This window comes from Vibrio sp. STUT-A16, assembly GCF_026000495.1.
Taxonomy (GTDB): domain Bacteria; phylum Pseudomonadota; class Gammaproteobacteria; order Enterobacterales; family Vibrionaceae; genus Vibrio; species Vibrio diabolicus.
The window spans coordinates 1,381,691-1,399,889 of record NZ_AP026765.1; the positions used below are offsets into that span (position 1 = coordinate 1,381,691).

18 protein-coding genes and 2 pseudogenes are annotated in these 18,199 nt (G+C 41.6%); 16 read left to right on the forward strand and 4 right to left on the reverse strand.

Going from position 1 to position 18,199, the window contains the following annotated elements; translation table 11 throughout:
• The first annotated feature begins 13 nt into the window (after window positions 1–13).
• The 3 genes from rimJ to OO778_RS06530 are packed head-to-tail and all read left to right on the forward strand — an operon-like array spanning window position 14 to window position 1,674.
• Window positions 14–598 (forward strand): ribosomal protein S5-alanine N-acetyltransferase, encoded by a 585-nt coding sequence (gene rimJ, locus OO778_RS06520; protein WP_258614758.1) that lies wholly within the window; start codon window positions 14–16, stop codon window positions 596–598.
• A 1-nt stretch (window position 599) separates the two neighbouring features.
• Entirely contained in the window at window positions 600–1,187 is a 588-nt protein-coding gene (locus tag OO778_RS06525; protein ID WP_264911075.1) for an HD domain-containing protein, read from the forward strand.
• 13 nt (window positions 1,188–1,200) lie between these two features.
• Complete coding sequence (locus tag OO778_RS06530) at window positions 1,201–1,674, forward strand: DUF2947 domain-containing protein (RefSeq protein ID WP_012841656.1); 474 nt, start codon at window positions 1,201–1,203, stop codon at window positions 1,672–1,674.
• Between the two features lie 44 nt (window positions 1,675–1,718).
• Here OO778_RS06530 and OO778_RS06535 read toward each other — a convergent pair whose 3' ends face one another.
• Window positions 1,719–2,681, reverse strand: coding sequence for an integron integrase (locus tag OO778_RS06535; RefSeq protein ID WP_074191488.1), 963 nt, complete (start codon window positions 2,679–2,681; stop codon window positions 1,719–1,721).
• 719 nt (window positions 2,682–3,400) lie between these two features.
• On the opposite strand from OO778_RS06535, the gene OO778_RS06540 reads away from it, so the two are divergent.
• The 3 genes from OO778_RS06540 (at window position 3,401) to OO778_RS06555 (ending at window position 5,557) form a co-directional block, all read left to right on the forward strand.
• Window positions 3,401–3,922 carry a GrpB family protein gene (locus tag OO778_RS06540; protein ID WP_237312740.1) on the forward strand — a complete coding sequence of 174 codons (522 nt, stop codon included), beginning with the start codon at window positions 3,401–3,403 and terminating at the stop codon, window positions 3,920–3,922.
• A 146-nt stretch (window positions 3,923–4,068) separates the two neighbouring features.
• A complete protein-coding gene (locus OO778_RS06550) occupies window positions 4,069–5,031 on the forward strand; it encodes a hypothetical protein (protein ID WP_264911076.1) in 963 nt (320 codons plus the stop codon).
• Window positions 5,032–5,197: 166 nt separating this feature from the next.
• A complete protein-coding gene (locus OO778_RS06555) occupies window positions 5,198–5,557 on the forward strand; it encodes a VOC family protein (RefSeq protein ID WP_025542660.1) in 360 nt (119 codons plus the stop codon).
• Window positions 5,558–5,764: 207 nt separating this feature from the next.
• Here the strand turns inward: OO778_RS06555 and OO778_RS06560 are convergent.
• Window positions 5,765–6,066 (reverse strand): annotated as a pseudogene (locus OO778_RS06560) (hypothetical protein).
• Window positions 6,067–6,381: 315 nt separating this feature from the next.
• On the opposite strand from OO778_RS06560, the gene OO778_RS06570 reads away from it, so the two are divergent.
• From OO778_RS06570 to OO778_RS06610, 5 genes are all read left to right on the forward strand, one after another.
• The gene (locus tag OO778_RS06570; RefSeq protein ID WP_264911079.1) at window positions 6,382–6,708 is read left to right on the forward strand and encodes a hypothetical protein; all 327 of its coding nucleotides are present in this window, start codon (window positions 6,382–6,384) and stop codon (window positions 6,706–6,708) included.
• Window positions 6,709–8,464: 1,756 nt separating this feature from the next.
• Window positions 8,465–8,938: a hypothetical protein gene (locus OO778_RS06590; RefSeq protein ID WP_264911083.1), complete on the forward strand. Its 474-nt coding sequence runs from the start codon at window positions 8,465–8,467 to the stop codon at window positions 8,936–8,938.
• A 143-nt stretch (window positions 8,939–9,081) separates the two neighbouring features.
• The gene (locus OO778_RS06595; RefSeq protein WP_057619450.1) at window positions 9,082–9,558 is read left to right on the forward strand and encodes a GNAT family N-acetyltransferase; all 477 of its coding nucleotides are present in this window, start codon (window positions 9,082–9,084) and stop codon (window positions 9,556–9,558) included.
• Window positions 9,559–10,314: 756 nt separating this feature from the next.
• Window positions 10,315–10,812 (forward strand): ATP-binding protein, encoded by a 498-nt coding sequence (locus tag OO778_RS06605; RefSeq protein ID WP_264911086.1) that lies wholly within the window; start codon window positions 10,315–10,317, stop codon window positions 10,810–10,812.
• Window positions 10,813–10,947: 135 nt separating this feature from the next.
• The gene (locus OO778_RS06610) at window positions 10,948–11,424 is read left to right on the forward strand and encodes a GNAT family N-acetyltransferase (RefSeq protein ID WP_024699537.1); all 477 of its coding nucleotides are present in this window, start codon (window positions 10,948–10,950) and stop codon (window positions 11,422–11,424) included.
• A gap of 164 nt (window positions 11,425–11,588) precedes the next feature.
• Here OO778_RS06610 and OO778_RS06620 read toward each other — a convergent pair whose 3' ends face one another.
• Entirely contained in the window at window positions 11,589–12,098 is a 510-nt protein-coding gene (locus OO778_RS06620; protein ID WP_264911088.1) for a MerR family transcriptional regulator, read from the reverse strand.
• Window positions 12,099–12,338: 240 nt separating this feature from the next.
• Between OO778_RS06620 and OO778_RS06625 the strand changes: the two are divergent.
• Window positions 12,339–12,762: pseudogene (locus tag OO778_RS06625) on the forward strand (GNAT family N-acetyltransferase).
• 704 nt (window positions 12,763–13,466) lie between these two features.
• On the opposite strand, the gene OO778_RS06635 reads toward OO778_RS06625, so the two are convergent.
• Window positions 13,467–13,871, reverse strand: a complete 405-nt coding sequence (locus tag OO778_RS06635) for a hypothetical protein (protein ID WP_264911089.1) — start codon at window positions 13,869–13,871, stop codon at window positions 13,467–13,469.
• 342 nt (window positions 13,872–14,213) lie between these two features.
• On the opposite strand from OO778_RS06635, the gene OO778_RS06645 reads away from it, so the two are divergent.
• The 4 genes from OO778_RS06645 (at window position 14,214) to OO778_RS06685 (ending at window position 18,145) form a co-directional block, all read left to right on the forward strand.
• A complete protein-coding gene (locus tag OO778_RS06645; protein WP_025506701.1) occupies window positions 14,214–14,591 on the forward strand; it encodes a hypothetical protein in 378 nt (125 codons plus the stop codon).
• A 1,513-nt stretch (window positions 14,592–16,104) separates the two neighbouring features.
• A complete protein-coding gene (locus OO778_RS06665) occupies window positions 16,105–16,503 on the forward strand; it encodes a hypothetical protein (RefSeq protein WP_258673220.1) in 399 nt (132 codons plus the stop codon).
• Window positions 16,504–16,658: 155 nt separating this feature from the next.
• Window positions 16,659–17,030, forward strand: coding sequence for a VOC family protein (locus tag OO778_RS06675; protein WP_197710236.1), 372 nt, complete (start codon window positions 16,659–16,661; stop codon window positions 17,028–17,030).
• 155 nt (window positions 17,031–17,185) lie between these two features.
• Window positions 17,186–18,145: a phosphotransferase gene (locus tag OO778_RS06685; protein WP_264911097.1), complete on the forward strand. Its 960-nt coding sequence runs from the start codon at window positions 17,186–17,188 to the stop codon at window positions 18,143–18,145.
• Window positions 18,146–18,199 lie beyond the last annotated feature (54 nt).

Below are 18,199 nucleotides of genomic sequence, written 5' to 3' on the forward strand. Positions count from 1 at the left end.
TTAATCATTTGTAATGGAAGATAACAGCTCATCTATCGCCGTTCATAAGTTGGACGGTGACTTGCTTCTGCGTACTGCTGAAATCGGTGACGCAGATATGATTGCCGAGTATTTTCAAGCGAACCGAGAATATCTGAAACCATTTGAACCGAAACGTGAAGAAGCTTTTTTCTCAGTGAACGGTTGGTTGCAAAAGCTTATCAAGCTCAATGAGCTGCATCGAATGGGGTTGGGGTATTATTGCCTCTTGGTCAGAGCCTCTTCGGGTGAAATGCTAGGTACGATATCCTTTAGTAATTTGAGTCGTTTCCCTTTTTATTCTTGTAACGTCGGATATTCTCTCGCTGAAAAAGCGCAAGGGCATGGTTATATGCGTCGTGGATTAACTATGGCTTGCGACTACATGTTTAACGTTCAGAAACTGCATCGTATTCAAGCCGGGTACATGCCTCACAACAAACGCAGTGAATCTGTGCTAGAGCATGTAGGGTTCAATCGAGAAGGGTATGCAAAAGATTACCTTTTGATTAATGGTGAATGGCAAGACCACGTTCTAACGTCACTTATTAATCCGAACTGGCAACCAGAATGGCGATAGTATGGAGCGATTGGAAAAGCAATTAGCACTTGTAATCGAGCTCGATAAACTCAAAAGCATTTTGCGCCGAACTCGAGTTAAAAGTGCTGAAGGGCGTCTCGAAAATAGTGGTGAGCATAGTTGGCATGTCGCACTGATGGCAATATTGATGGAAGAGCATGCGAATGCACCAGTTGATATTTGCCGAGTGATGAAAATGTTATTGATACATGACGTAGTAGAGATCGACGCGGGCGATACCTTTGTTTATGATACTGCTGCGTCTCAAGAGCAAGCAGAAAAAGAAATTAGAGCCACAGAGCGCTTGTTTGGTATGTTACCCAGCGATCAGGAGCAAGAGCTATTGGCGCTTTGGCATGAATTTGAAGCCGTGCAGACCGATGATGCTAAGTATGCAAGAGCACTCGATCGGTTAATTCCAATGCTCTTGAACTACCATAATAATGGTCAGAGTTGGAAGGAGCATGGCGTCTCTCGTGAACAAGCACTTACCATTAATAAACGAATTGAATTTGGCTCTGTTACCTTATGGGACAAAGCGAAAGAGTTGATAGAAGAAGCCACAGAGAAAGGTTGGCTGAAATCGTAATAAAGGAGACTGAATGTCTTATTTGCCTTTGGATGAATACCAAAGAAAATGGATTTTTACGCATCAGTCGATGCCTGTGCCAGAAGAAGATTTGGCTTTTATTAAGCCGATGAGCCAAGCTCGTTCAGCACAATTTTGGAAAGAAAATATTAGTGCTCAAAGCCCCGATATGGATCGACTTAGCTCCCAAGATTGGCCAATGAATGAGGCGAACTGGTCTGAAGTCGTTGATTGGATGGCTGCGTGGGAGTTGGATGATCCGGACATGCCAGCGGAAGTAGAAGCACATATCGATTGGCAAGACGATGTGACCGTTTACTTTTGCTACGAGAAGTACAATGTCATCGAAACTAAATGGTCGATTTTTAAAAAGCATTGGAAGAACTTTCTCTTTTATGATGATGGTCCAATATTGATTGGACGTCGCCGTTCACAAGCGCTTTGGTTTGACTCAAAGGGCAATGTGAAACTCGGTGTTCGTCAATAACGAGTTATACTGCAAAGCCACCTTTTCGAGGTGGCTTTGTTTTTCTAAAGGCTGGATAATGGACTCAACACGCCGCCAGCCCCGCGCTCGATAACGTGAGTATAAATCTGTGTGGTTTTTACATCAGTGTGTCCTAATTGCTCCTGTACGGTTCTAATGTCTGCACCAGACTCCAATAAATGCGTGGCAAAGCTGTGCCTGAGTGTATGGCATGTTACTATTTTCTCGATACACGCATCCGTTGCAGCGCGTTTTACCGCTCTTTGTATTGCACTTTCATTGATATGATGCCTTCTGAGCTCTCCGGTGTCCCGATCTGTACTTAACTTTGTTGATGGGAATAAAAAGTGCCAGTTAAAATCTAGCTCCGCTTTTGGGTATTTACGTCGTAAACCTTCAGAGATGTATACGCCCGCATAACCAGGCATGTGTCTATCTTTAAAATAGTAATCTTTTGCTAAATTAACCTGAGCTTTAAGCGGCTCATGTAGCTCTTTTGCTAACGTTACGGTACGATTTTTACCTCCTTTTCCTTGCCAAACACGAACAGCTCCATAATCATAATCGATGTCCTGAACTCTTAAGCGCAAACACTCCATGACTCGAAGCCCTGAGCCATAAAGCAACTGAATATGGAGTTTATACCTCGGGTCGATATGTTGAACGAATCGTCGGATCTCCTCCCTGGTTAACACAACGGGAAGTTTCTTTTCGGTCAGAGATTTCTGAAATCTCATATCAAGTGATAGTGGAGTTTTGAAATAATCACGATATAAAAATGATATTGAGTTCAGTGCCAAAGCTTGCGTTTTTACCGCAACTTTTTCTTTTACCGCTAAGTAACTCAGGAACTGAACGACATCATCTTCTGCTAGTGTCGAAGGGTGGGCAAGCTGGTGGAAAGTGATAAAGCGTTTGATCCAAAATAGATAACTTTCGATGGTTTTATTCGCATAATGACGAGTAAGCATGTGCTCTTTTACACTAAGTAAAAACTGACTTTTCATGATAAAAATGACCTGTTTATTTATACAGCATTCTTAATCTATCACCTCTTTTGTAATTAGCGTGTATTGCGCCGTCTAATTGCGCGCGCGACCACACATTTTCATACTGTTTTTCTATTTGTTTCATGCATATAGGTGCTACGATTCATAGCGCTTTTGATCAGAAAGAGGGCGGTAGCTTGCCAGAAAGGAGGCAAATTGCCGTATAGAAAGCGTTAGTTGCCAACGAGAAAAACGCAGCTAAAACAAAATATTTAGGGCTAAGGTTCGTGTGTTTTTGGCTCGGTTTTCGTATTTCAATTTCTAGTTATTTGGGTTTGTAAAATCGTGCGTTGGTTTCTTTTGTGGTTGTATTCTCTATTTCAGAAACCGATTTATATGTTGAACGTTAGCTCTGTAACATTGTTTGTCCAAAGGCGCTTTTTGGTGTTGTTAGCTCGTTTTCTACAGCGTTGTATGTTCCAAGTGGTTTCAGTGACAAACGCTTTGAAACTGCGCCTGATTTGAGTTTTCCAAAATACGTAAAGCAAGTGTTAGCAAAGCGGTAATTAACTTCACATCAAAGCTTTAGGTTTGGCAACTAACAAAGCATTCAAGAGGGATTCACAACGCTTGGCAGTTTTGGTTTGAGTTGGCTTTAGTGTTTACGGCACAATGGTTTAGGTTAGGTGGTGGCGTTGCTCACCCCTTAATGCGGCGTTAGGAAAATGGAGATAGGCGTGAGTTTAAGGATAATTGAAGTCGTAGATTTTCAGTCGTCGTGGGCTGATGATTTTAACCGAGAGAAAGCGCTAATCTGTAATGCGTTAAACCAAGAAAATGTGGTGGGAGTTCACCATATCGGTAGCACTTCAATTGAAGGTCTATGTGCGAAACCAATTATAGATATTCTACTTGAAGTTAAATGTCTCAGTGATCTGGATGAGCAAAGTTGCTTGATGGAATCGCTAGGTTATCTTGCTAAAGGTGAGTTTGGTATCCCGGGTAGGCGCTACTTTCAAAAAGGTGGGGTTCAACGAACTCATCAAGTCCACGCCTTTCTAACCGATTCACATGAAGCACAAAGACACATCGCTTTTAAAGAGTATCTTATCGCTTTTCCTGAAGTGGCCGATGAGTATGGCGTGTTAAAGAAAACTGGAGCAGCAATCTGCAACAATGACATAGATGTATATTGCCGCCATAAAGACAGCTTTATTAAAGAGCATGAGGCTAAGGCTCTCAACTGGAAATTTGCCTAACAAAGCGTTCAAGAGGGACTTGGCACGCGTGGCATTTTCAATTTGCGTTGTGTTTAGTGGTTACGGTGTTATGCGGTCACTTTTGTATTGCGTGCCTGCGCCCCTTAACGCGGCGTTAACCCTATTATTGAAATTAGGAGTAAATATTGGCTAGGAAATTGGTGATTTTTGGTAACGGGTTAGGAATGTCATTGGATCCTGCTCATTTCTCTTTGACTGCTGCATTAGAAGACATATGGGAATGTGAAGATTTTTTAACTTTAGAACAGCAACAATTGATAGAACGTTGCCTTGGGCGACCGGGAGCACCACAAGGAGAAGATGAGCTTGATTTACTTCATCAAGCAGTAACACACTGTAAGTCTCTAAACTTAATCGGTGATGGCGATATTCACTGGCTTACTGAAGATGGTCAATCGTTTCCAGAAATAACGGCGACTTATATTCATAAAGTAGCGACTAAGCTTCATAATTATAATGGTACTTTGCCTCAAGCCTTTGAAGACGCTCTAGTTGATTTTATTCGTGAAACTAAATCCCACGTCGCAACACTAAATTACGATAAACTTTTGTACAATTCATTTATCGATAACGATTTAGTAGATGGTTATAACGGCAGCCTTATCGATGGGATGCTTAACCGAGGCTTCTCAGCTGATGCATTAGAGCGTAGGTATGACAATGATTTTGGGTATTATTTACACCTTCATGGGTCACCTCTGTTTATGGAACATGAAGGTAATATTGTTAAATTGTCTAGAGATAGGCTTAATTTAGATCGAGATATCCCAAGCAAGCATATCGTACTAACTCATGTAAAACATAAGCCTTCAGTTATAGCTACTTCGCACGCTCTTTCAACATATTGGGACTATTTACAATTTGCTTTATCCGAGGCAGAGGAAATTATTCTGTTTGGGTATTCAGGGTTCGATACACACTTGAACATGTTGTTGAAGCCATACTTAAAGGGTATCCCTTTGCGTGTTGTTGAGTGGTCTGGTGCAGGGGAGCAAGTTGAACGAGAAACTTATTGGGCTCGCTGCTTAGGTCGAGCTGTAGCAGTAGAACGTCTAGACAACATATCTGATTTTGTGGCTTGGCAGTAAACATAGGGTTAACAAAGCATTTAAGAGTGATTCCCAACGCATGGCATTTTTCATTCTATCGTTGGGTTTTGTGTTTACGGTGGTTTGGTTAAGTTTCGTGGTAGCGTTGCTCACACCTTAATGCGGCGTTATACGCTTATCAGGACAATCAACAAGGAGCAAGGAAATGAATCAGCATGAAAAACTTAATTATGTTGAGTTTGGCGCAAAAGACTTAGAGTCGACAAAATCATTCTTCTCTTCAGTTTTCGGTTGGGAGTTTGTCGACTACGGACCTGAATATACAGCTTTTTCAAATCAGGGATTAGACGGTGGTTTCTTCAAAGCTGATTGCTGCAACCAAACTAATACCGGTGGAGCACTTTTAGTATTCTACAGCTCTGACATTGAAGGCACTCTAAAGAAAGTCGCTCAAAGTGGTGGTGAAATCATTCGTCCTATATTCGAATTTCCTGGCGGTTGCCGTTTTCATTTTCTAGAACCAAGTGGTAATGAGTTCGCAGTTTGGTCGGAAGCCCGCGTATAACAAAGCATTTAAGGGGGATTCACAACGCTTGGCAGTTTTGGTTTGAATTGGCCGTAGTGTTTTCGGCACAATGGTTTAGGTTGGGTGGTGGCGTTGTTCACCCCTTAATGCGGCGTTAGTCGCCAGAAAAAGCTAGTAATCAAAATCATGTTTCTAAGCTCAAAATCTGGCAGTTGCTTGTTTAGCGCACAAGTTCATCGTCGATGGTCAAAACTCAGTTTCTGCTGTTTTTAGCCTAAAGTTTGGCAAGTGTCCTAGCGGTTGTTTTGTTCTTTGGTGCTGACAGAATAGGGCAATCGAGAGTCTATTTTTGCTTGCAACTCCGCTCGGTGAGTTTGTTGGTACAAAAGCCAATTTACTCGCTGAAATGACGTTTTCTCTGGTGTGGTAAGTTCACGTGGTTTCAGTGACTTTGTTGAAAGTCCGCACTGTGAGATTGGCTTTCCAAAAGCGCTTTTTGGTGTTGTCAGTCCGTTTTCTACGGCGTTGTTTGTTCTAAGTGGTTTCATTGAGTAGCCGCTTTGAGACTACGCCTGACTTAAATGCATCAAAGCACATAAAGTTTGTTGTTCGCAAAGTTTAGTTCGGCTTAAAATTGTCGCTCGGTGCCTCGCGACTAACAAACTGCTCAAGAGGGATTCACAACACGTGGCATTTCTACTATGCGTTGAATTTAGGGATTAAGGTGGTTGCAGCAGCTTCGGTATTGCGTTGTTCACCCCTTAGCAGGGCGTTAGGCAAAAAGCGCAACCTTATGTTACCTAAGCAGTTAATTATGTTCTTCGCTTTAATATATGCTCCGACGAACCTAAACGGAGGATGCTATGAACGAAAAACTAATCTTATTATTAATAAGTCTTGCAGTAGCAGGGTGTAGTAGCAAAATGACTGATTCATATGTTGGCATTTTCACAAAAATGAATGGTCAGGAAGAAGAGTGGTCCGTTCCAGCCTATGCATATCAACGGGAGTCAGGTCAATTTGTGATTAAGTATAAAACCCCGGAAGGTGATGGGGCATCCACGCCTATTATGGAAGAATTTGGAGATGAGTGTCGGTTTGACCTGAAGGTTGGCGTTAAGTTGTTGTGCTCAAACAAAAGTTCTGATCATAGACAGAATTTTTCGTTCGTAGGTGAATATAGGTCTTAAAGTTACAATTTGCCTAACAAACTGTTTAAGAGTGATTCGCAACGCGTGGCATTTTCACTATGCGTTGGTTTTAGTGATTCAGGTGGTATGCGGTGGCATCGGTATTACGTTGCTCACACCTTAACAGGGCGTTAGTACGGGGTTGACATCAAAGGTCACAAGTTCTGGTGTTTATCTGTTTGGGCGCTCGAATTTACACCTTTCAGTTAGTGCCTTTCACGATCTATCCGGTGGCACTATATGCGGAGTGTTCGCTTTGATTTCACCGTTTACGGCTTCTAACTTTTAGCCTATTTCTTTGGCGCTTCTTCGTTTTCGTGGTGGCTTTTGAGAGAACCTTGGTTGTAATTGATGCTGTCGTCGGAGTACTAGGACCGAATCCTTTTCTAATTTGAAGCCAGTGAAAGTAGGGCAGTTCAGTGCGTTTTTCTTCTAGCCAACTTTCGTTTTTCAATCGAGTTTAACTTTTGTAGCTGCCCGTCTCACTTCAGTGCTCAAAGCCTTTCATATCATGCTACTTTTCAATATCTTGGAGCGCACAAATAGAAGTAGCGCATGTACTAACAAATTGCTTAAGAGTGATTCGTAACGCGTGGCATTTTTACTATGCGGTGGCTTAGGGTGATTAGGGCGCTATGCGGTAGCTTTTGTATTGCGTTACTCACACCTTAGCAAGGCGTTAGCTTAAAACAAATAAAATCAGTTGTTTGTGGTTTTTTCTTTCTTCCATCGACAATTCGTTCAGGCTTTTCGGCAAATCAACATTGTTTGCCAATGCGAGTTTTGAGCGGTTGCCTCAATTGAGTTTTAGGGTTGCGCGAGGTTAGCCAGTTTGGCGCAAAGTCGCTTTGGAAGCTTTGCATTTGCTTTGAGTTTGCCGAAAATGAGTTCTCAAAATTTACTGGTTTTCAAAGCGCATGAACGGCCACAAAGTTTGAGTCAATTCGGGTTTTAAAACTCAAGCGGTTTGTTGGTTTCCCAAATCGGGTTAATCTCAGTTTTGGCAAATCTAAGGTGCTGAAATTTAAGCTAACAAACTGCTTAAGCGGGATTCGCAATGCGTGGCATTTTCAGCATGCGGTGGGTTTTGTGATTAAGGCGGTTTGCGGTAGCTTTTGTAGTGCATTGCTCACCCCTTAGCAGGGCGTTATGTTTACTTGTATTTCAAAGGCTTAAAAATTCTTCGATCTCAGTTCTTTGCCCCTTTGGCAGTTCGTCCGAGTTGTCTCAGCAAATCCGCATTATCGGCCTAAATTCGTGAATTTCTCAGGCCGTAAAACATGTCAAAGTTCGCGGGTTGCTTCATTTGCAGGTCGTGGCGGCTGGTTACAAATTTCACTGGCTCAAAGTCGCTTTTATTTTTTTTGCCAAGCAGCATTTCAATTTGGCAGTTGCCTCGGCAATTTGCCATTGTTCTGCGCTTTGGTTGGAAAGAGAGGGCGCTTGTTGAAGCTAACTCGGGTTGCCTCATTGGGCAGGGAAGTGGACTTACGCGCTTGGTGTTTCGTGCATTTAGCGGCCAAGTGAGAACGAGCTTGTGATTCACTTCTTGAAATGCGTTCAACAAAGCAGTTCTTTGCCAAGTAAATCAGTGATTTGTGGTAAAACATAACAAACAATTTAAGAGGGATTCCCAACGCTTGGCACTTTTGTTTCTACTTCAACTTTAGTGGTTACGGTACAATGCTTTAGGTTGGGTGGTAGCGTTGCTCACCCCTTAATTGGGCGTTAGCCTTTAAGTTTAATATGGGAAGTTATGGAAATACTAAGCAAATACGCATCTGAAATTATTGCTTTATGTGCATTGTTTTTAACAGTTTACCAAGCCAGCAGTCAGCGTCGCCAGAATCGTATATCTCTAAAACCCCACTTAGATCTATTCACGGAACGTTTTTTTAATAATGGTGTAGGGCGCATTGAAATTTATCTAATAAATAATGGGTTAGGACCTGCGTTTATTGAAACGTTTGATATAGCGCTTGGTGATAAAAACTATAGCGCTAGAGATGCTCTTACGGCATTATTCGGCGACAGGTCAGACGCATTTAACTACACCGAGTTATCTAAAGGCTATGCTATCGCTCATAATCAGAGGATACGTTTACTATCCGTGAATTTTCCGGCAAAAGACTGGGCTGAAGTCAGTGGTCTTGAAGAAAGCATCAACTCACTGGAACTACGTATCAATTATAAGTCTGTTCATGGACAAGTCTTCTCATTAAACGAGTAAAAGGCTAACAAAGCGTTTAAGGCAGATTCGCAACGCGTGGCAATCTCAGTTCAAGTTGAGTTTTGTGTTTACGATGTAATGGTTTAGGTTAGGTGGAGGCGTTGCTCACTACTTAACGCGGCGTTATACGATTAAGGAGAAAAATGAAGCCTGATTTACACGGAAGTAGAATTGTTTTGAGGTCAATTCAAACGAATGATTCTGATGATTTGTTTGAAATTTATGGTGACATTCAAACAATGGAATTTGCTTCAGACCCAGTTTTCACATCGGAAGATATGGTAGTTCAGATGCTAGAAAGCGTCGTCCGACTAGAGAAATCAGGTGAATCGTTTGAATGGGCTGTTATGGAGCAAGCGACAAGCAAAGTTATTGGAACCTGCGGCTTACATAGCTTTAGTGATAGCGGTGATTCCTGTGAGGTCGGGTGCTTACTAAATTCATCGTACTGGCGACAAGGGTATATGTCGGAAGCTCTTAGTTTATTATTCTCTCATGCTAAATCTTTGGGCATTGAAAAATTGTCTGCCGATATTGATGAGGGTAACTTTAGGTCTCAAGCTTTGTTTAACAAACTGGGCTTCAAAGCTAAAAACGGTCAGTTTCAGCGCTTGCTGTGAGGCATCGTATAACAAACTGTTCAAGAGGGATTCGCAACGCGTGGCATTTTCACTATGCGTTAGTTTAAGTGATTAAGGTGGTATGCAGCAGCTTCGGTATTGCGTTGCTCACCCCTTAACAGGGCGTTAGTTTGCAAGAGAAAAACGCAGCTATATCGCAAGATCTAGTGGTAAAAGCTCAAAGTCCAAATTGTCATATCGGCATTCAATTTCAGTGTTAACTAGCGTGGTGAAAACCCAAAATTGGCATTGTTTCAACGGTTGATTTGTTCTTTGGTGCGGCGACTTTTGGGTTAACTGAGTTGAACTTTTTTGCTGAAACTCTGCTCGTTGAGTTTGTTGGTACAAAAGCCGATTTACTCGCTGAAATGGCGTCTTCTCTGGTGTGGAAAGTTCACTTGGTTTCAGTAACTTTGTTGAAAGTCCGCATTGTGAGATTGGTTTTCCAAAAGCACTTTTTGGTGTTGTGAGTTCGTTTTCTGCGGCGTTGTTTGTTCCACGTGGTTTCATTGAATAGCCGCTTTGAGACTGCGCCTGACTTAATTGCATCAAAATACATAGAGTTTATGGTTTGCAAAGTTTAAAGCAACGTAAAATCAACGCTTTGGGTTTGCAAACTAACAAACTGCTCAAGAGGGATTCGCAACGCGTAGCATTTTCACTATGCGTTGGTTTAAGTAATTAAGGTGGTATGCGGCGGCTTCGGTATTGCGTTGCTCACCCCTTAGCAGGGCGTTATGCGTAAATGGAGGAAACATGGAAAATCAGGGAAAACTGTTCTTCTTCTGTGGCAAGATGGGAGCAGGTAAATCAACTAAATCTAAGGTTATTGCTGCTGAAAATAGTGCAGTCCTAATTTCAGAAGATGATTGGTTGTCAGCTCATTATCCCTCACAAATTCAAACGTTTGACGATTACATTAAGTACTCAAACCTCATAAAGCCTTTCATTAAAAGTCATGTTCAAAACTTGCTAAATGTTGGGGTTAACGTTGTCATGGATTTTCCAGCGAATACTATTAAGCAAAGAGCTTGGTTCGTAGCATTGTGCGTCGAAGTAGGTAGTGAGCATGAGCTTTGGTATTTAGACTTAACAGATGAGCAATGTTTATCCCAAGCTGCTAAACGCCGAGTTGAACAACCAGAAAGAGCTAAGTTTGACACAGAGGCTGTATTTCATCATGTGACCCAGTATTTTGAAGCTCCAGCAGCGAGTGAAAATCTCAATCTTGTACGTGTGGGAGAATACGCATAACAAAGCGTTTAAGACGGATTCACAACGCTTGGCATTTTTAGTTTGAATCAGCTTTAGTGTTTACGGCACAATGATTTAGGTTTGGTGGTCGCGTTGTTCACCACTTAACGCGGCGTTATACGATTAAGGAGAAAAATGAAGCCTGATTTACACGGAAGTAGGGTTGTATTGAGGTCAATTCAAATGGAAGATTCTGAAGACTTGTTTGAGATTTATGGTGATGTTCAAACAATGGAATTTGCCTCAGATCCGGTTTTTCCATCGAAAGATTTGATATTTCAGATGCTAGAAAGCGTCGTCCAATTAGAAAAGTCGGGTGAATCACTGGAATGGGCAGTTTTAGAGCAATCGACCAACAAAGTTATTGGAACTTGCGGTTTACATAGTTTTAGTGATTGTGGTCGTTCATGTGAGGTTGGATGCTTACTTAATTCAGCATATTGGCGACAAGGCTATATGTTGGAAGCTCTCAGTTTATTATTTTCTCACGCAAAATCTGTGGGCATTGAAAAATTGTATGCAGACATTGATGAAGGTAACTTTCGGTCTAAAGCTCTGTTTGAAAAATTAGGTTTCAAAGCCCAAAAAGGTCTGTTTCAACGCTCGCTGTGAGAAATCGTATAACAAATTGTTCAAGAGTGATTCGGCACGCGTGGCATTTTTACTATGCGTTGGTTTTAGTGATTAAGGTGGTATGCGGCAGCTTCGGTATTGCGTGCCTCACACCTTAACAAGGCGTTATGCATATTAGCCTCTTCCTTGAGGCTATTTTCACTCTATAGAGCTCGAATCTTAGTGATTTCGTCACGAGAAATGCCGAGAGATTCAAGGAATTTCTGGTGTTCATTAGGCTCTAGTTCTTCAAACTTTTGATGCCACTTGACCATATCGGTTTCAGTGAATCCAGCGGCAACCATGATTTCGACCCAGCGTTCTTTATTCACAATATTTTCCTCAAATAGACTTGGTTCTTGAAGCAATACAACCACAGCCTTTTGCTGTGCTCGTAGGGTTTGGACTTCTCTTTCCAGTTCATTGAAGTGGTCTTTCAATATTTGGGCTTGAGACTCTCCATTACGGTCTAATAACGTGCGAATACTAGAAACTGACAGCCCGTACGAACGATAGGAGGTAATCGCTTCTAATCGTTCAATCTCTTTCTCACCATACCAGCGGTATCCATTCTCAGAACGACAAGCCGGTATCAGTAGTTCTTCTTTTTCGTAGTACAAAATAGTGGTACGAGAAACTCCGAACTGTTTTGCGATTTGAGTGACAGTTAGCATATTTGCTCCGTTGTTTGACCGAATGTGCATCTTGAACCCTAGTCTTATAGACGGGTCAACAGTTTAATTGTACATTCCTCTGATGTGGCACGATATGCATAACAATAAATTTAAGAGTGATTCACAACGCTCGGCGCTTTCACTTCAAGCCGGTTTAGTGTTTATGGCACAATGCGTTAGGTAAGGTGGTGGCGTTGTTCACACCTTAATTTGGCGTTATGTGTAGCCAGGGAAAAATATATGGAAGTACAGCTAAAAGTAGGTAGTGACTCCTTATTCGCAGAATCTTTAACCAAGTCAAATATGGCAAGCTATTATCAAACTCGTGGGATCATCTGGGATCAAAATCAGTTTCTAAGTAGTTGGGAAGAGTTAGTTAATTACGAAGTCCATCTAAACCAAGATCGTGTTGGTGTTCTCCGTTTTAGTTATAGTGGCGATACTACCTTCTTGAAAGACTCTCAAATTTTGCCTGAGTTTCAGGGCAGAGGAATTGGGGCTAAGTGTCTCGAACTAGTTATTAGACATGCGCTTAAAAGAAAGTCTATTAAGCTCGTTTTGTGAAAATCCAGCAATCAGCCTGTATGAGTCCAAGGGCTTCGTTAGAACATCTGAAGTAAAAGGGTTGGTTGAAATGGAGATCTCTTTAAGTTCAAACACATAACAAAGCGTTCAAGGCGGATTCCCAACGCTTGGCATTTTCGGTTTGATTCAGCTTTAGTGTTTACGGCACAGTGGTTTAGGTCAGGTGGTAGCGTTGCTCACCACTTAACGCGGCGTTAGTTTGCAAGAGGAAAAACGTAGCTATATTGCAAGATCTAGCGGTAAAAGCTCATGTCGTATCGGCATTTAATTTCAGTGTTAATCAGCGTGGTAAAAATCCTAAATTGGCATCGTTTCAGCGGTTGATTTGTTCTTTGGTGCTGTGACTTTTTTGGTAACTGAGTCGAACTTTTTTGCTGAAACTCTGCTCGTTGAGTTTGTTGGTGCAAAAGCCGATTTACTCGCTGCAAGGACGTTTTCTCTGGTGTGGTAAGTTCACGTGGTTTCAGTGACTTTGTTGAAAGTCCGCATTGTTAGATTGGTTTTCCAAAAGTGCTTTTTGGTGTTGTGAGTTCGTTTTCTGCGGCGTTGTTTGTTCCAAGTGGTTTCATTGACTCGCCGCTTTGAGACTACGCCTGACTTAAGTGCATCAAAGTACATAAAGTTTGTTGTTCGCAAAGTTTAAAATAACGTAAAATCAACCCTTTGGGTCTGCAAACTAACAAACTGCTCAAGAGGGATTCACAACGCGTGGCATTTTTACTATGCGTTGATTTTAGTGATTAAGGTGGTATGCAGCGGCTTCGGTATTGCGTTGTTCACCCCTTAGCAGGGCGTTAGTCGCCAGAAAAAGCTAGCAATCAAAATCATGTTTATGAGCTTAAAATTTTGCAGCTGTTTGCTTGGTACACCGATTAATCGTAGATCATCAGAGCTTAGTTCTAGCTGTTTTAAGTCCAAAGTTTGTACCTGTCCTAGCGGTTGTTTTGTTCTTTGGTGCTTATAGAGTAGGGCAATCGAGAGTCTATTTTTGGTTGTAACTCCGCTCGGTGAGTTTGTCGGTACAATAGCCGATTTAATCGCTGAAATGACGTTTTCTCTGGTGTTGTAAATTCCACGTGGTTTCAGTGACTTCGTTGAAAGTCCGCACTGTGAGATTAGCTTTTCAAAAGCGCCTTTTGGTGTTGTCAGTTCGTTTTCTGCGGCGTTGTTTGTTCCAAGTGGTTTCATTGAGTAGCCGCTTTGAGACTACGCCTGACTTAAATGCATCAAAGCACATAAAGTTTGTTGTTCGCAAAGTTTAGTTCGGCTTAAAATTGTCGCTCGGTGCTTCGCGACTAACAAACTGTTTAAGAGTGATTCGCAACGCGTGGCATTTTTACTATGCGTGGGTTTTAGTGGTTAAGGTGGTATGCGGGAGCTTCGGTATTGCGTTGCTCACACCTTAACAGGGCGTTAGCTTTCATGGCTATTACACACGAGTTTTAACTCCATCGTATATTTAATATCGACAATTAGGTCACTTGTTAGTTCGTAATTAATGTTCAGGTTTTGTTTCATCTGGAGTTAATTATGTTTCCGAAAGATTTTTACATCTTACCCGAAGAACTATTTAGGATTGGTAATAAGGAAACTCCCAAGCTATCGCATGTGAGAGCTAGGGATGTGGACACGATGCAGTTAAACGGTATAACGGTAATTATTGCTAATGGAAAGGGGATCAGTGTGTTTGACAAGACTGGGATTAACCAATCTAATATGACGGGTTGGGTTTGGAGGTTTCCACCCAACACGCGCCCTCCTCAGGGGCTAAAGCTTGTAAACGATAAGCCACATCATTACGGTATCGCACCTGTCACAAATATGCCTTTAGATAAGTATAAGGGGTTACTGGAAGAGATGGCTTTGAAAGCAACAAGGGTGTTTAAAAAAGAGGGTAAAGTAGTTTGAGACGGATAACTTTAGATTTAGCATCTTCGGATATGAAATTAGTCCTAGAAGGTTTGGAGTCATTGGAAAAGCAATGGGCACATGTTTGTGAGAACTCTGACGATGAGGATGAAATATCAGACTACGGTAACGATCTGATTGAACTGAGGTTGCTCATTAAATCACTACGAAACGATGCTATAAGTGTATTTGGAGATAATGTGGTCAATTTTTCAAGAGACCTTCTCTAAAATAAAGCTAACAAACTGTTTAAGAGTGATTCGCAACGCGTGGCATTTTTACTATGCGTTGCGTTTATCGTTTAAGGTGGTATGCGGCGGCTTTGGTATTGCGTTGCTCACACCTTAACAGGGCGTTAGTACGGGTTTGACATCAAAGGTCATCAGTTTTGGTGTTTATCTTTTTTTGCGCTCGTTTTTACACCTTTCAGTTTGTACCTTTCACGTTCTTTCCGGTGGCACTATATGCGGAGTGCTTGCTGTGGTTTCACCGTTTACGGTTTCTCACTCGCGGGCTATTTCTTTGGTGTGGTTTCTTTTGCGTTGAAAATTTTTGGTCAAAATTTGCGTATTTCTGGCGCGGTTGTCGGAGTTCTAAGCTCGTCTTCTTTGCTAATTTAAAACGGTGAAAATAGGGCGTTTTTGAGTGTTTTTCTTCGTGCCAACTTGCGTTTTGAGAGTGGGCTCGAGTTTGGCAGTTGTGCGTTTCGCTTCTGTGCATTAAGCCAACAAGTTCGTGCTATATTTCAATATCTTGGTGTGTCCAAAAAGGTTAAAGGGCAGCGCACTAACAAACAATTCAAGAGGGATTCGCAACGCGTGGCATTTTTACTATGCGTTGATTTTAGTGATTAAGGTGGTTTGCGGTGGCATCGGTGTTGCGTTACTCACCCCTTAATTGGGCGTTAGTACGGGTTTGACATCAAAGGTCATAAGTTTTGGTGTTTATCTTTTTTGGCGCTCATCTTTACACCTTTCAGTTAGTGCCTTTCACGATCTTTCCGGTGGCACTATATGCGGAGTGTTCGCTTTGATTTCACCGTTTACGGTTTCTAACTCTCAGCCTATTTCTTTGGCGCTTCTTCATTTTCGTGCTGGCTTTTGAGAAAACCTTGATTACTTTTGGTGTGGCTGTTGAAGTACGAGGAAAGAATCCTTTTCTAATTTGAAGCCAGTGAAAGCAGGGCAGTTTAGTGCGTTTTTCTTCTAGCCAACTTTCGTCTTTCAATCGGGATAAAGTTTTGTAGCTGCCCGTCTCACTTCAGTGTTCAAAGCCTTTCATATTATGTCACTTTTCAATATCTTGGAGCGCATAAATAGAAGTGGCGCATGTACTAACAAATTGCTTAAGAGTGATTCGTAACGCGTGGCATTTTTACTATGCGGTGGCTTATCGTGATTAAGGCTCTGTGCGGTAGCTTTTGTATTGCGTTACTCACACCTTAGCAAGGCGTTATATTTTATTTGATTCCTCACTATCTTAGCTAAATGGTGTACGAAATGAGAGATGCAAGGTGATTACGATAGTTAATGATATTAATTGGGGAACAGTTTCGCTATTGAACTTCATGAATAGCTGGTTGCCGGGGATTTTTACATTTTTCTTAGGGTTTCTCTTTGAAAAGTGGTCAAGTCGTAGGAAACTTAAAATAGAGTTAAAAAACAACTTACTTGAGATATTTATACCAACATTTAATTCAGGTGAGAACATAAGTATTGAATTGGCTAAATCTACTAACTTCAAGCTCAGGGCAACATTGAATGCATATAAGCGGATATACCCGAGCACTTTAAATGAAAAATCAGTGGAAGAGTTAGGTAAGATTTTTTCGGACGGTTTTATTGTTGGTGATAAAGTAAATCCAAACTACTTAGACCCTGACAAAATCCAAGATTTAATTAGAAAACTTTAGTAGCGTTGTAATAAAAATATAACAAACAATTTAAGAGTGATTCGGCACGCGTGGCATTTTTACTATGCGTTAGTTTTAGTGGTTAAGGTGGCATGCGGAAACATTGGTATTGCATGCCTCACACCTTAATTGGGCGTTAGGGCACAAGGAGTAAAATGATGATTCATCACATAGATCATATTGTTCTCACAGTCTCCGACATAGAAAAATCAGTGGACTTTTATAAACGGGTTTTGTGCATGGAAGAGGTAACTTTTGCCAATGGCCGTAAGGCTGTAACGTTCGGAAATCAAAAGATTAACTTTCAGCTTCTTGGCCAAGAACCGCGAAATGTAGCTAATGTTGGTTCGGGTGATGTTTGCTTAATTTCAGATTGGTCGTTGACATCAGTGGTAAACCATTTAGTTAAAGAAAATGTCAAAATCATAGAGGGTCCAGTCGAAAAATCAGGAGCCGTTGGTGCAATCCAATCGGTCTATTTTTTGGATCTTGATAAAAACTTAATAGAAGTCAGCGTGTATCAATAGGCTCTGCGCCCTAACAAACTGTTCAAGAGGGATTCGCAACGCGTGGCATTTTTACTATGCGTTGGTTTTAGTGATTAAGGTGGTATGCGGCGGCTTCGGTATTGCGTTGCTCACCCCTTAACAGGGCGTTATGTACCTAAGAGGTAACTGGAATTATGAGTGGTTTTGTTCGTGAGGTTGGTGAAAACTGGAGTCAGATTGGTTCTGGCGCTAGTATAAAACGTCAATCAGCTGGTGCGACGAATCATGTTTTTCGTATCCAATCCTCAGAGACTTATTATCTTAGAAAATATAGTGTTCGCAATGTTGCTAAGATCAAGTTAGAACATGAGCTACTGAGAAAGCTATCGAAAAATTTGAATACTATAATTGCCCCTGTTTTGACGCGCGATCACCACTCCTTTTGTAAAATAGGTGATGAGTTTTATGCTCTATTTCCTGAAGCAAAAGGAACGTTAATCGAAAAAAGTGCTCTGTCTGAGTCTCATGCTTTTCAGCTGGGAAAAGCCCTTGCTGACCTGCATGTTCAACTCGCTTCTGTGGTTGGAAACGACTTTCCAACAATTGAGCTATCTTGGGGTAAAAGTGCTTGGGTCGATAGACTACAAAACATAGTCGCCACTATTGAAGCCAATAGTGAGTTTGATACGAATAGCTCGGTGCTACGAAGAGTAAAGCAACAGCGTGATTATCTAGCTAGCTCAGAAGCTGCGCACTCATATACCCCGTTAACAAGCAGGCAATTAATCCACGGCGACTTTCATCATTTCAATGTCTCTTTTGATTCTAATTGCACAGTAAGCGACGTGATCGACTGGGATTTAGTGCAAAACATGCCTCCTGGTTATGAGTTGGCGAGAGCATGCATGTTTATGTTCGATTTGGAGCTTCATAGGTCATTAGCTTTGTTAAAAGGCTATCTGTCTGTCAAGCCTCTATCCCGATTAGAGCTTAACGATGGAGCAAAGGCGTGGGCTGTTTACGCCGACCACCATGTGTGGGCTTTGGAGGAAGTATTTTTAAAAAATAATACAGCAGCACAGAAGTTCATACCTCAAAGGGACTTTATCCCTTTTATGGAGCAATGGTTCCAAATTGAAAGTGCCTTGTTTTGAGGCGGTACATAACAAACTGTTTAAGAGTGATTCACAACGCATGGCATTTTTACA